Raw genomic sequence first — 13169 nt, forward strand, 5'->3', positions numbered from 1 at the left:
GCCGGCGCGGCGCTCGATCTGACAGGCGCTGAAGGCGTTGTGACGAACAGCGGGTGGCCCTGACGCAATCCCCTGCCATGCGCCCCTCTGGATTCAGGGTGTTTTCGCCCCCGGCGCAGCAGCAGCCGGACCGGCTGGAGCGGGCGCAGGAGCAACAGCAGGCGCCGGCTGTTCAACCGCCTTCTCCACCACTGCTACCCGGTCCAGCTCGATATTCACCCGGCGATTCCGCGCCCGATTGGCAGCACTATTGTTCTTCGCCAGCGGGTAACGCTCGCCATGGAAGCGCACCACGATCTGCTCTTCCGGCACGCCATGAGCCTTCAGATAGTCAGCCACGGCCAGTGCGCGGCGGCGCGACATATCGCGGTTGGTCAGGCGGTTGCCGCTGTTGTCCGAGTGGCCGTTGAGTTCGACATGGTTCACTGTCGGGTCGGCCTTCATGTAGTCGAGGATGACATCCAGCCGCGCCTTGGCCGACTGATCCAGTTCGAAACCGCCGCCAGGGAAGCCTACCTGGGTCTGGCGCACCTGGTCATAGTTCATCGGCAGCAGCTTGCCGGCACAGGCCTGGTAGTCGCTGTAGGCCTTGGCAAAGCTGACCGGCAGCACCCGCACTTCCATCGGCCTGCCCGCCTCGCCGGCATAATTGCGCACTACGGTGCTGCGGCCGTCGAGCAGGCCATTGATCAGCCGGCTGGCCTGGCCCTGCGACGAGCTGAACAACACGCCAGTGCGGGCCATGCGCACGCTGCCCAGGTTGATGTCGCTGCGCCCGGGTTGCCACGGCGCAGCGGCGGCCAGCAAGGTCGCGGTGCCGGCACCCAGCGCGTTGCTGTCCGAACGCAGCTGGAACACCGGCTGTTCGCCCGCACGGCGCACGAACTCACCACTGCCAAAGCCGTCGATCGGCTGCACCAGCCGGCATTCGAACTGGTCACCCTCGACCTTCCAGGCAATGTTCTCCATGCGTGTCTGGAAGGTCAGCGCGCCGGCCGGCAGACTGGCGAACAGGGTCATTAGGGCTAGGTAACGCTGGCGCACGGGCGGCTCCACAAATTCTGACGGCTTACCTGCAGGCTATCGGACGTCAGGCGGAAAACTTGATAGCCGTGCTCGCCCCAGGGTTTTCCGGTAGCATTGGGGCTTGAGTTCGACCCGCCTGGAATCCCCAATGTCCGATCGCCTGACCCTCCTGCGTCCCGACGACTGGCACATCCATCTGCGCGATGGTGCCGTCCTGCCCCACACCGTTGGCGACGTGGCGCGTACCTTCGCCCGTGCCATCATCATGCCCAACCTGGTTCCACCGGTTCGCAATGCTGCCGAGGCCGGCGCCTACCGTGAGCGCATCCTCGCCGCCCGGCCGGCCGGCAGCCGCTTCGAGCCGCTGATGGTGCTGTACCTCACCGACCGCACCAGCCCCGAGGACATCCGCGCGGCCAAGGCCAGCGGCTTCGTGCATGCCGCCAAGCTGTACCCAGCCGGTGCTACCACCAACTCCGACTCGGGCGTGACCAGCATCGACAATATCTTCCCGGCCATCGAGGCGCTGGCAGAAGTCGGCATGCCACTGTTGGTGCACGGCGAAGTGACGCGCAGCGAGATCGACGTGTTCGACCGCGAGAAGCGTTTCATCGATGAGCACATGCGCCGTGTGGTCGAACGCTTCCCGACGCTGAAAGTGGTGTTCGAGCACATCACCACCAGCGATGCCGCCCAGTTCGTCAGCGAGGCCCCGGCCAACGTCGGCGCGACCATTACCGCCCAGCATTTGCTGTACAACCGCAACCACATGCTGGTGGGCGGCATTCGTCCGCACTTCTACTGCCTGCCGATCCTCAAGCGCAACACCCACCAGGTGGCACTGCTGGACGCCGCCACCAGCGGCAACCCGAAGTTCTTCCTGGGCACCGACTCGGCCCCGCACGCCCGCCACGCCAAGGAAGCTGCCTGCGGCTGCGCCGGGTGCTACACCGCCTACGCAGCCATCGAGATGTACGCCGAAGCGTTCGAGCAGCGTAACGCGCTGGACAAGCTGGAAGGCTTCGCCAGCCTGCACGGCCCGGCCTTCTATGGCCTGCCGGCGAACACCGACACCATTACCCTGGTTCGCGAAGAATGGACCGCCCCGGACAGCCTGCCGTTTGGCGAGCAGACCGTAGTCCCGCTGCGCGCCGGCGAAAAACTGCGCTGGCGCCTGCTGGAGGAAAACGCGTGAGCGAAGACCTCTACGAAGACGACCTCGACACCCAGGGCAGCAGCGGTTCGCGTCACCCGATGGCCGAACGCTTCCGTGGCTACCTGCCAGTTGTGGTGGACGTTGAAACCGGTGGCTTCAACAGCGCCACCGACGCCCTGCTGGAAATTGCCGCAGTTACCATCGGCATGGACGAAAAGGGTTTTCTATTCCCCGAGCACACCTACTTCCACCGGGTTGAGCCCTTCGAAGGCGCCAACATCGAGCCGGCCGCACTGGAGTTCACCGGCATCAAGCTGGATCACCCGCTGCGCATGGCGGTGAGTGAGGAAAGCGCGCTGACCGACATCTTCCGTGGCGTACGCAAGGCGCTCAAGGCCAATGGCTGCAAGCGGGCGATTCTGGTAGGCCACAACAGCAGTTTCGACCTTGGCTTCCTCAATGCAGCGGTGATGCGCAACGACCTCAAGCGCAACCCGTTCCACCCGTTCTCCAGCTTCGACACCGCTACCCTGGCGGGCCTGGCCTACGGCCAGACCGTACTGGCGCGGGCCTGCCAGAGCGCCGACATCGACTTTGACGGGCGGGAAGCGCACTCGGCCCGTTACGACACCGAGAAGACTGCCGAGCTGTTCTGCGGCATCGTCAACCGCTGGAAAGAGATGGGCGGCTGGCGCGATTTCAACGACTGATCTGACATCCGGGGCCGCTTTGCGGCCCATCGCGACACAAGGCCGCTCCTAAGGAGTTTGAGCTGCGCTCCAGATGCTGGATACCTGCCCACCACCTTGGGCGCAGCTCGGTTCGCATAAAACCTGCAGGAGCGGCCTTGTGTCGCGATAGGCGCGTAAAGCGCTCGCAGAAGCCAGACACAAAAAAACCGGCCGAAAGGGCCGGTTTTTTCATGCGCGCGGCAATTACAGCTTGCCAGCGTTCTCGCTCAGGTAGGCAGCAACGCCTTCTGGCGAAGCGTTCATGCCTTTGTCGCCTTTCTTCCAGTTGGCAGGGCAGACTTCGCCGTGCTCTTCGTGGAACTGCAGGGCGTCGACCAGGCGCAGCAGCTCGTCCATGTTACGGCCCAGTGGCAGGTCGTTGACGATCTGCGAACGAACCACACCGTTGGTGTCGATCAGGAAGGCACCACGGAAAGCCACGCCGCCTTCGGACTCGACGTCGTAGGCCTTGCAGATTTCGTGGGTCATGTCGGCAGCCAGGGTGTACTTGACCTGGCCGATACCGCCGTTGTTGACCGGGGTGTTACGCCAGGCGTTGTGGGTGAAGTGCGAGTCGATCGACACACCGATCACTTCAACGTTGCGGGCCTGGAAGTCAGGGATGCGGTTGTCCAGGGCGATCAGCTCGGACGGGCAGACGAAGGTGAAGTCCAGCGGGTAGAAGAACACCAGGCCGTACTTGCCCTTGATGGCCGAAGCCAGGTTGAAGCTGTCGACGATCTCGCCATTGCCCAGCACGGCTGGAACGGTGAAATCGGGGGCTTTCTTACCAACGAGTACGCTCATTGTAATCTCCTGATGAGGGTGAAGAACCGTTTGCCGGGCCAGACAGGCTGCCCGACATCCAACAAAGGCCAACCATCATACACGGCTTCTGGTGACAGGCCGACTCCAACGACGAAGCAACCGCCGGTCGCTCAAGCACGGCCCTTCCAGAAAGTCCTTTGACAAGCATTCTCATTAACATTAAGCTCCACCCCATCGAGCCTAGCAACGATGGTCAGCCTCTATGTATGTGTGTCTTTGTGTCGGCGTTACCGACGGACAGATCCGCGATGCGATCTATGAAGGATGCTGCAGTTACAAGGAAGTGCGCGCCGCGACCAACGTCGCCAGCCAGTGTGGCAAATGCGCCTGCGTGGCCAAGCAGGTGGTCCGCGAGACCCTGACCGAGCTTCAGGTCAGCCAGGCAGCCCTGCCCTACCCGGTAGAATTTACCGCCGCCTGAAAGCCAGAATTCCAAGAACCGGACCTTGCGTCCGGTTTTTTTATGCCCAGAATTCAATAAGTTAGCGTTCCAACGCGGTTCACAAACATTCTTATTCCTATTAATTTTCATTTATTATTCAATAACTTAGGTTTGACACACCTAGGTATCGGGCTCAAACTTCGGGGTATTGGCACACTTCTACAGGGCAGGAACCCGACATGAAAGGCGACGTAAGCGTCATCCAGCATCTCAACAAGATCCTCGGAAACGAGCTGGTCGCAATCAACCAGTACTTCCTGCACGCGCGCATGTACGAAGATTGGGGCCTGAACAAGCTCGGCAAGCACGAGTACAAGGAATCCATCGATGAGATGAAGCACGCTGACAAACTGATCAAGCGTATTCTGTTCCTCGAAGGCATCCCCAACGTCCAGGACCTGGGCAAGCTGCTGATCGGCGAGCACACCAAAGAAATGCTCGAATGCGACCTGAAGATCGAACAGAAAGGCCTGGTCGACCTCAAGGCAGCCATCGCCCACTGCGAGACCGCTGGCGACTTCGGCTCGCGCGACATCCTCGAAGACATCCTCGAAGCCGAGGAAGAACACATCGACTGGCTGGAAACCCAGCTGGGGCTCATCGACAAGGTCGGTATCGAAAACTACCTGCAGTCGCAGATGGGCGAAGAGTAAATATCCGGCGCATGAAAAAACCCGCTCTCAGCGGGTTTTTTCATGCTTGCCGGAAAATCAGGCTTCGGAAGCCTTGGCCTTGGCAGCCGCTTCCTTGATCAGGGTCTGCAGCTCACCCTTCTCGAACATTTCCAACATGATGTCGCTACCGCCAACCAGCTCACCGGCTACCCACAGCTGCGGGAAAGTCGGCCAGTTGGCATATTTTGGCAGGTTGGCGCGAATTTCCGGGTTCTGCAGGATGTCGACGTAGGCGAACTTCTCGCCACAACCCATCACGGCCTGCGATGCACGCGCAGAGAAGCCACACTGCGGGGCATTCGGCGAGCCTTTCATGTAAAGCAGAATGGTGTTGTTGGCAATCTGCTCTTTGATCGTTTCGATGATATCCATGTAGCACCTCGGCTGAACTTTCCGACGCGATCGTCGGCACGGTGAGGCATTGTAACGGAAAGCCGAGCAGCATGCTCGGCCTTACCGTTCCCTACACGGCCTCGATCTGCACGGGTACGCCATTGAGCACTGCATTGCCGGAAACAGGGTCACGCAGGCGCTCGTCGGTGAGGTCGTTGGCACTTACGCCTGGTTGCGCCCGGGCTACCTGCAGGCGTACCCCATGCCGCGCATGGCCAAAACCATGGGGCAGGCTGACTACACCCGGCATGATGTCATCACATGCCTGCACTTCGACCTCCAGCGTGCCGGTGCGCGAACGTATGCGCACGCGCTGGCCGTCCTGCAGTTGCCGCTGCTGCAGGTCTTGTGGATGCATCAGCAACTGATGGCGCGGCTTGCCCTTTACCAGGCGGTGGAAGTTGTGCATCCACGAGTTGTTGCTGCGCACGTGGCGGCGGCCGATGAGCAACAGTTCGCCCGCTGCTGGTGCAGGCTGTTGCGCCAGCCGACGCAGGTCATCCAGCAGCACTGGTGGCGCGGCCTCGACCGCCTTGCTGGCGGTCGCCAGGCGCGCGGCGAGGTTGGCACGCAACGGCCCGAGGTCAAGGCCATGCGGGTGCTGCTCAAGTGTTGCCAGCGAAAGCTGCCAGGGCGTCGCTTCGCCATAAGGCCCCTTGCGCAACGCCAGGTCAATCATCTGTGCCGGCGCCAGGGTCGGTTTCAATTCAAGCGCGGCGCGCCTGGCAAACGCCTGGGCCAGGCCGACGAAGATCTCCCAGTCGTGCAGCGCCCCCTCCGGTTTGGCCAGGATCGCCCGGTTGAAACGGGTCACGTTGCGCACTGCCAGCAGATTGAACGTGGTGTCGTAATGGTCGTTTTCCAGCGCCGAGGTGGAGGGCAGGATCAGGTCGGCATGGCGGGTTGTCTCATTGATGTACAAGTCGATGCAGAGCATGAATTCCAGCCCTTCAAGCGCGGCGTCCAGCTGGCGGCCGTTAGGCGTGGACAGCACCGGGTTGCCGGCTACCGTCACCAGTGCCCGTACCTGCCCGTCGCCGGGGGTCAGTATCTCTTCGGCCAGGGCCGCCACGGGCAGCTCGCCCCCATATTCGGGCAAGCCCGACACGCGGCTTTGCCAGGCATTGAAATGGCCACCGGAGGTGGTCGCCACCAGGTCGACGGCAGGTACGGTGCACAACGCGCCGCCTTCCCGATCGAGGTTGCCAGTCACCAGGTTGATCAGTTGCACCAGCCAATGGCAGAGGGTGCCGAACGCCTGGGTCGAGACGCCCATACGGCCGTAGCACACCGCTTTGTCGGCCGCCGCGAAATCCCGCGCCAGCTGGCGAATGTCTGCTGCGGCAATGCCACAGTGGGCACTCATCGCCTCGGCATTGAACGGCGCGATCGCTTCGCGCACCTGCTGCAGGCCTGCAACCGACAAGTGCGAGCCGCGCCCCAGGCCTTCTTCGAACAGGGTGTTGAGCAAGCCGCACAACAGCGCCGCATCTGTGCCAGGGCGGATGAACAAGTGGCTGTCGGCAATTGCCGCTGTTTCGCTGCGGCGCGGGTCCACCACCACCAGGCGCCCGCCCCGGGCTCGCAGCGCCTTCAGGCGCTTTTCCACGTCCGGCACCGTCATGATGCTGCCATTCGAGGCCAGCGGGTTGCCGCCGAGGATCAGCATGAAGCCGGTGTGGTCGATGTCCGGGATCGGCAACAGCAGGCCATGGCCATACAGCAGATGGCTGACCAGGTGTTGCAGCAACTGGTCAACCGAGGTGGCAGAAAAGCGGTTGCGGGTTTTCAGCAAGCCGAGGAAGTAGTTGCTGTGGGTCATCAAACCGTAGTTGTGCACGCTGGGGTTGCCCTGGTAGACCGCAACGGCATTGCGCCCATGGGCCTGCTGGATCGCCCACAGCCGGTCGGCGGCCAGGGCGAAGGCTTCGTCCCAACCAATGGCCTGCCAACGCTCACCTACCCGCTTGTGCGGCTGGCGCAGGCGATCGGGGTCGTTCTGGATATCCTGCAGGGCAACTGCCTTGGGGCAGACATGCCCGCGGCTGAACGGGTCCTGCGGGTCGCCCTTGATCGAATGGATCAGCGCCCGTCCGCCTTGTTCATGGCTGACTTCGATGTTCAGCCCGCAGATCGCCTCGCATAGGTGACAGGCACGGTGGTGCAGGGTCTTGGTCATGGCCGCCTCTGCCTCGTGGTAATGGACCAATGCGACTATGCGCCTGGGCGCAGCCCCTCGACCAGCGCACTTCGCGGCATGAATCCACCGACATCAGGCACACGATTTGCGACAGCCATTTGCCAACTTGCCAGCAAGCCGTGTACAACCCTCTGTAGCAAATAAAAAACAGCACTGCCGGTCGCTCGATACACCCCTTGCAACACCCTTTGGCACCGAGCTGCTGTTTCTCCTCTTGGCTTCAGGCGACATTTACTTATAGTATTGCGCCTTTCCTATTTCGTCCGCCTCCGTGCGGCTTACGCCGCAGGTCACTCCCGTTGTCAAAAAAAACCATACGGTCGACCTGCATACCGTTGCAGATAAGGTAGTCAATCATGAGCGCTAGGCACTTTCTCTCCCTGCTGGACTTCACCACCGACGAATTGCTCGGGGTGATCCGCCGCGGCATCGAGCTGAAGGACCTGCGCAAGCGAGGCGTGCTGTTCGAGCCCCTGAAGAACCGCGTACTGGGCATGATCTTCGAGAAATCCTCGACGCGTACCCGGGTGTCGTTCGAGGCCGGCATGATCCAGCTCGGCGGCCAGGCCATCTTCCTGTCACCACGTGACACCCAGCTGGGCCGGGGCGAGCCGATCGCCGACAGCGCCATCGTGCTGTCGAGCATGCTCGACGTGGTGATGATCCGTACCCATGCCCACAGCACCCTCACCGAATTCGCCGCCCATTCGCGCGTGCCGGTGATCAATGCGCTGTCCGACGAATCGCACCCGTGCCAACTGCTGGCCGACATGCAGACGTTCCTCGAACAGCGCGGGTCGATCCAGGGCAAGACCGTGGCCTGGATCGGCGACGGCTTCAACATGTGCAACTCGTATATCGAGGCAGCCAGGCAGTTCGACTTCCAGCTGCGTATCGCCTGCCCGCAAGGCTACGAACCGGACCCACGCTTCATGGCCATCGGCGGCGACCACGTGCAGATCGTCCGCGACCCGAAGGAAGCCGTGCGCGGCGCCCACCTGGTGACCACGGACGTCTGGACTTCGATGGGCCAGGAGGAGGAAACTGCACGGCGCCTGGCGCATTTCGCGCCTTACCAGGTCACCCGCGAACTGCTCGACCTGGCGGCACCCGACGCCCTGTTCATGCACTGCTTGCCAGCCCACCGTGGTGAGGAAATCAGCCATGACCTGCTCGACGACCCACGTTCGGTCGCCTGGGACCAGGCTGAAAACCGCCTGCATGCACAGAAGGCCCTTCTCGAATTCCTTGTCGAACCGGCTTACCACCACGCATGAGTCAACCCTTACTGCTCAACCTGCGCAACCTCGCCTGCGGCTATGGCGACCAGCGCATCGTCCAGAACCTCAACCTGCACCTCAACGCAGGCGACATCGGTTGCCTGCTGGGTTCCTCCGGTTGTGGCAAGACCACCACCCTGCGCGCGATCGCCGGCTTCGAGCCGGTGCACGAAGGCGAGATCCAGCTGGCCGGCGAGGTCATTTCCCGGGCCGGGTTCACCCTGGCCCCGGAAAAACGCCGCATCGGCATGGTGTTCCAGGACTACGCGCTGTTCCCGCACCTGACCGTGGCGCAGAACATTGCCTTCGGCATCGCCAAGCACCCGCGCCAGGCCGAAGTCATCGAAGAGATGCTCGAACTGGTCAAGCTGGGCGGCCTGGGCGGGCGCTATCCGCATGAACTGTCCGGGGGGCAACAGCAACGGGTCGCACTGGCCCGTGCACTGGCGCCCGAGCCACAGTTGCTACTGCTCGACGAGCCGTTCTCCAACCTCGATGTGGAATTGCGTCGGCGCCTGAGCCATGAAGTTCGCGACATCCTCAAGAGCCGTGGCACCAGCGCCATCCTGGTTACCCATGACCAGGAGGAAGCCTTTGCCGTCAGCGACCAGGTGGGCGTATTCAAGGAAGGCCGCCTGGAGCAATGGGATACCCCCTACAACCTTTACCACGAGCCGCAGACGCCGTTCGTCGCCAGTTTCATCGGCCAGGGGTATTTCATCCGTGGGCAGATGAGCAGCCACGAGGCGGTCAACACCGAACTGGGTGAACTGCGCGGCAACCGAGCCTACATCATGGCCCCAGGCAGCTCGGTGGATGTTCTGCTGCGCCCCGACGATATCGTGCATGCACCGGGCAGCCCGCTGCAGGCCAATATCGTCGGCAAGAGTTTCCTCGGGGCATCGACGCTCTACCGCCTGCAACTGCCCACCGGCAGCCAACTGGAAGCGATATTCCCCAGCCACAGTGACCATCAGGTCGGTGACGATGTGGGGATCGCAGTGAAAGCCGACCACCTGGTGCTGTTCCCGGTGCCGGGCAGTGTGGCGGCGCAGTTGCCGCAGCTGGAGAATGGTGTTCGTCGCTACAGTTCGGCGACCTGATACAGAGTGTGGGGCCGCCTTGCGGCCCATCGCGACGCAAGGCCGCTCCTACAGGCTATTGCGTCCGCTCAGCCCCGACCAATACCGGCAAACTTGCCCTGGGTATATTCGGCCAATACCGCCGCCGCCAACTCTACCTCCAATCCACGTCGTCCAGCACTGACATGAATGGTCGCGAACTGCTGCGCCGAGTCGTCGATAAAGGTGCGCAGGCGCTTCTTCTGCCCCAGCGGGCTGATGCCGCCCACCAGGTACCCGGTGGCACGCTGTGCCACCGCCGGGTCGGCCATCTCGCACTTCTTCACCCCGGCGGCATGGGCCAGGGCCTTGAGGTCCAGCGTGCCGACCACGGGCACCACCGCCACCAGCAACTCGCCCTTCTCGCTGCTCGCCAGCAAGGTCTTGAACACCTGCTGCGGGTCGAGCCCGAGCTTTTCCGCTGCCTCCAGGCCGTAGGACGCGGACTTGGGGTCATGTTCGTAACTGTGCACACGGTGTTCCGCGCGGTGTTTCTTCAACAGGTCTAGGGCGGGGGTCATGCAGGGGCTCCGGTCGAGACGGCTCTCGGCGGCTACTTTAGGGCAATTCCCGCATCGCAGCCAGCGCGCCGCTCTAGCGCGGCAGTCGCACCGCAAGCGAGCGCTCAAATCGTGACTGACCGTTCACTTTCGACCTTTGACATCAGCGTTTCTTGTCTATATTTTTTCGTTTCTGAATAAATGATGCCCTTTTAAGGTGCGTTTCCTACATCAGCCCGGGATCAATGGGGATCGATTCCAGGCTTTGCTGTCGAGCGCCAAGCGCCTCACAACAAAACAAAAACGAGGTCATACATGACGACTGCTCTACGCCAACCCACGCTGTCCAGCCAATGCCTGGCCGAATTTCTCGGCACCGCCCTGCTCATCTTCTTCGGTACCGGCTGCGTCGCCGCGCTCAAGGTCGCGGGTGCCAGCTTCGGCCTGTGGGAAATCAGTATCATCTGGGGCGTAGGCGTCAGCATGGCGATCTACCTCACCGCCGGTATTTCCGGCGCGCACCTGAACCCGGCAGTGAGCATCGCCCTCACCCTGTTCGCCGGTTTCGACAAGCGCAAGCTGCCCTTCTACATGCTGGCCCAGGTGTGCGGCGCATTCTGTGGCGCGACGCTGGTCTATAGCCTGTACAGCAACCTGTTCTTCGATTTCGAACAGGCCCACGCGATGTTGCGCGGCAGCGAAGCCAGCCTCGAACTGGCCGCAGTGTTCTCCACCTACCCGCACCCGTCGCTGTCCACCGGCCAGGCGTTCCTCGTCGAAGTGATCATCACCGCCATCCTGATGAGCGTGATCATGGCCCTGACCGACGACAACAACGGCCTGCCACGTGGCGCCATGGCCCCGCTGCTGATCGGCCTGCTGATCGCCGTGATCGGCAGTGCCATGGGCCCGCTGACCGGCTTTGCGATGAACCCGGCGCGCGATTTCGGGCCAAAACTCATGACCTTCCTGGCTGGCTGGGGCGAAATCGCCTTCACTGGCGGTCGGGACATGCCATATTTCCTGGTTCCGGTGTTCGCACCGATACTTGGCGCCTGCCTGGGTGCCGCGACCTACCGCGGCCTGATCGCCCGCAACCTGCCGGCGGCAGCCGCCGTGGAACCTGAGACAAACGACAATCGCCAGGGCGATACTCAAGTCAATTGATGGCGGCATCACGCCCCGCCCTGAACCCCTAATTGCGCAAGGCCTACGACCATGACAGACACCCAGGATAAGAACTACATCATCGCCCTGGACCAGGGTACCACCAGCTCGCGGGCCATCATTTTCGACCGCGATGCCAACGTGGTGGGTACCTCCCAACGCGAGTTCGCCCAGCACTACCCACAGGCAGGCTGGGTCGAACACGACCCGATGGAAATCTTCGCCACGCAGAGTGCGACCATGGTCGAGGCGCTGGCCCAGGCCGGCATCAGCCATGCCCAGGTGGCTGCGCTAGGCATCACCAACCAGCGCGAAACCACTGTCGTGTGGGACAAGGAAACCGGCCGCCCGGTGTACAACGCCATCGTCTGGCAGTGCCGCCGCAGCACCGAGATCTGCGCCCAGCTCAAGCGCGACGGCCATGAGGAGTACATCCGCCAAACCACAGGCCTGGTCACCGACCCGTATTTCTCCGGCACCAAGCTGAAGTGGATCCTCGATAATGTCGAGGGTGCCCGCGAACGCGCCGAGCGCGGCGAGCTGTTGTTCGGCACCGTCGATACCTGGCTGATCTGGAAGTTCTCGGGCGGCAAGGTGCATGTCACCGACTACACCAACGCCTCGCGTACGCTGATGTTCAACATCCACAGCCTGCAATGGGACGACCGCCTGCTGGAGATCCTCGGTATCCCGCGGCAGATGCTGCCCGAGGTACGCCCGTCTTCCGAAGTGTACGGCCACACCAAGAGCGGCATCGCGATTGCCGGTATCGCCGGCGACCAGCAATCGGCACTGTTTGGCCAGATGTGCGTGGAGCCGGGCCAGGCCAAGAATACCTATGGCACCGGCTGTTTCCTGCTGATGAATACCGGCAGCCAGGCAGTGAAGTCGTCCCATGGCTTGCTCACCACCATTGCCTGCGGCCCGCGCGGCGAAGTGGCCTATGCCCTTGAGGGCGCGGTGTTCAACGGTGGTTCCACGGTGCAGTGGCTGCGTGACGAGCTGAAAATCGTCAACGACGCACTGGATACCGAGTACTTCGCCAGCAAGGTCAAGGACAGCAATGGCGTGTACCTGGTGCCGGCCTTCACCGGCCTGGGTGCACCGTACTGGGACCCGTATGCCCGCGGCGCGCTGTTCGGCCTGACCCGTGGCGTGAAGGTGGACCACATCATCCGCGCCGCGCTGGAATCGATCGCCTACCAGACTCGCGACGTGCTTGATGCCATGCAGCAGGACTGCGGCCAGCGCCTTTCCGAGCTGCGCGTGGACGGTGGCGCGGTAGCCAACAACTTCCTCATGCAGTTCCAGGCGGACATCCTTGGTACTTGCGTGGAACGCCCGAAAATGCGCGAAACCACTGCGTTGGGCGCCGCCTACCTGGCGGGCCTGGCTTGTGGTTTCTGGAGCGGCCTGGACGAGTTGCGCGACAAGGCGATCATCGAACGCGAGTTCAGCCCGCAACTGGATGAAGTGCACAAAGAGAAGCTGTATGCCGGCTGGAAAAAGGCGGTCGAGCGCACTCGCGACTGGGAAGACCACGAGGCTTGATTACCCATCAAGATGGTGACGCGTTCGCGGACTGTGTAGGAGCGGCCTTGTGTCGCGACAGGGCCGCAAAGCGGCCCCTGCAGTATCGACGGCGAAGCTG

The 13169-nt window shown here is 62.4% G+C and carries 13 protein-coding genes; 8 read left to right on the forward strand and 5 right to left on the reverse strand.

The window, feature by feature from the left end:
* Positions 1-93: 93 nt before the first annotated feature.
* Positions 94-1044 carry a flagellar protein MotY gene (locus tag HU763_RS19070; protein ID WP_186685115.1) on the reverse strand — a complete coding sequence of 317 codons (951 nt, stop codon included), beginning with the start codon at positions 1042-1044 and terminating at the stop codon, positions 94-96.
* Positions 1045-1174: 130 nt separating this feature from the next.
* Here HU763_RS19070 and pyrC point away from each other — a divergent pair, with 130 nt between their 5' ends.
* Positions 1175-2221: a dihydroorotase gene (gene pyrC, locus HU763_RS19075; protein WP_186685117.1), complete on the forward strand. Its 1047-nt coding sequence runs from the start codon at positions 1175-1177 to the stop codon at positions 2219-2221.
* 59 nt (positions 2222-2280) lie between these two features.
* Complete coding sequence (rnt, locus tag HU763_RS19080) at positions 2281-2892, forward strand: ribonuclease T (protein WP_225932836.1); 612 nt, start codon at positions 2281-2283, stop codon at positions 2890-2892.
* A 225-nt stretch (positions 2893-3117) separates the two neighbouring features.
* Here the strand turns inward: rnt and HU763_RS19085 are convergent, their stop codons facing one another.
* Positions 3118-3720 (reverse strand): peroxiredoxin, encoded by a 603-nt coding sequence (locus tag HU763_RS19085; RefSeq protein WP_003254945.1) that lies wholly within the window; start codon positions 3718-3720, stop codon positions 3118-3120.
* A 223-nt stretch (positions 3721-3943) separates the two neighbouring features.
* Between HU763_RS19085 and HU763_RS19090 the strand changes: the two genes are divergently transcribed.
* Positions 3944-4162, forward strand: a complete 219-nt coding sequence (locus tag HU763_RS19090) for a bacterioferritin-associated ferredoxin (protein ID WP_003254947.1) — start codon at positions 3944-3946, stop codon at positions 4160-4162.
* 200 nt (positions 4163-4362) lie between these two features.
* Positions 4363-4836 (forward strand): bacterioferritin, encoded by a 474-nt coding sequence (gene bfr, locus HU763_RS19095; RefSeq protein WP_170031926.1) that lies wholly within the window; start codon positions 4363-4365, stop codon positions 4834-4836.
* A gap of 57 nt (positions 4837-4893) precedes the next feature.
* Here the strand turns inward: bfr and grxD are convergent, their stop codons facing one another.
* Together grxD and HU763_RS19105 are read right to left on the reverse strand one after the other, a co-directional pair.
* Positions 4894-5229 carry a Grx4 family monothiol glutaredoxin gene (gene grxD / locus HU763_RS19100; RefSeq protein WP_003254949.1) on the reverse strand — a complete coding sequence of 112 codons (336 nt, stop codon included), beginning with the start codon at positions 5227-5229 and terminating at the stop codon, positions 4894-4896.
* Between the two features lie 91 nt (positions 5230-5320).
* Positions 5321-7429 (reverse strand): molybdopterin-dependent oxidoreductase, encoded by a 2109-nt coding sequence (locus tag HU763_RS19105; protein ID WP_186685119.1) that lies wholly within the window; start codon positions 7427-7429, stop codon positions 5321-5323.
* Between the two features lie 377 nt (positions 7430-7806).
* Here HU763_RS19105 and argF point away from each other — a divergent pair, with 377 nt between their 5' ends.
* The gene (argF, locus tag HU763_RS19110; RefSeq protein WP_186685121.1) at positions 7807-8727 is read left to right on the forward strand and encodes an ornithine carbamoyltransferase; all 921 of its coding nucleotides are present in this window, start codon (positions 7807-7809) and stop codon (positions 8725-8727) included.
* Positions 8724-9833, forward strand: a complete 1110-nt coding sequence (locus HU763_RS19115; RefSeq protein WP_170031935.1) for an ABC transporter ATP-binding protein — start codon at positions 8724-8726, stop codon at positions 9831-9833. The genes argF and HU763_RS19115 overlap by 4 nt, the downstream gene beginning before the upstream one ends.
* 68 nt (positions 9834-9901) lie before the next feature.
* On the opposite strand, the gene ybaK is transcribed toward HU763_RS19115, so the two are convergent.
* The gene (gene ybaK, locus HU763_RS19120; protein WP_170031938.1) at positions 9902-10372 is read right to left on the reverse strand and encodes a Cys-tRNA(Pro) deacylase; all 471 of its coding nucleotides are present in this window, start codon (positions 10370-10372) and stop codon (positions 9902-9904) included.
* 294 nt (positions 10373-10666) lie between these two features.
* On the opposite strand from ybaK, the gene HU763_RS19125 reads away from it, so the two are divergent.
* Both HU763_RS19125 and glpK read left to right on the forward strand, forming a co-directional pair.
* On the forward strand, positions 10667-11518 hold the full coding sequence (locus HU763_RS19125; protein ID WP_186685123.1) for an MIP/aquaporin family protein: 852 nt from the start codon (positions 10667-10669) through the stop codon (positions 11516-11518).
* A gap of 51 nt (positions 11519-11569) precedes the next feature.
* Positions 11570-13069: a glycerol kinase GlpK gene (gene glpK, locus HU763_RS19130; RefSeq protein ID WP_186685125.1), complete on the forward strand. Its 1500-nt coding sequence runs from the start codon at positions 11570-11572 to the stop codon at positions 13067-13069.
* Positions 13070-13169 lie beyond the last annotated feature (100 nt).

It is taken from the genome of Pseudomonas anuradhapurensis, assembly GCF_014269225.2.
Lineage (GTDB): Bacteria > Pseudomonadota > Gammaproteobacteria > Pseudomonadales > Pseudomonadaceae > Aquipseudomonas > Aquipseudomonas anuradhapurensis.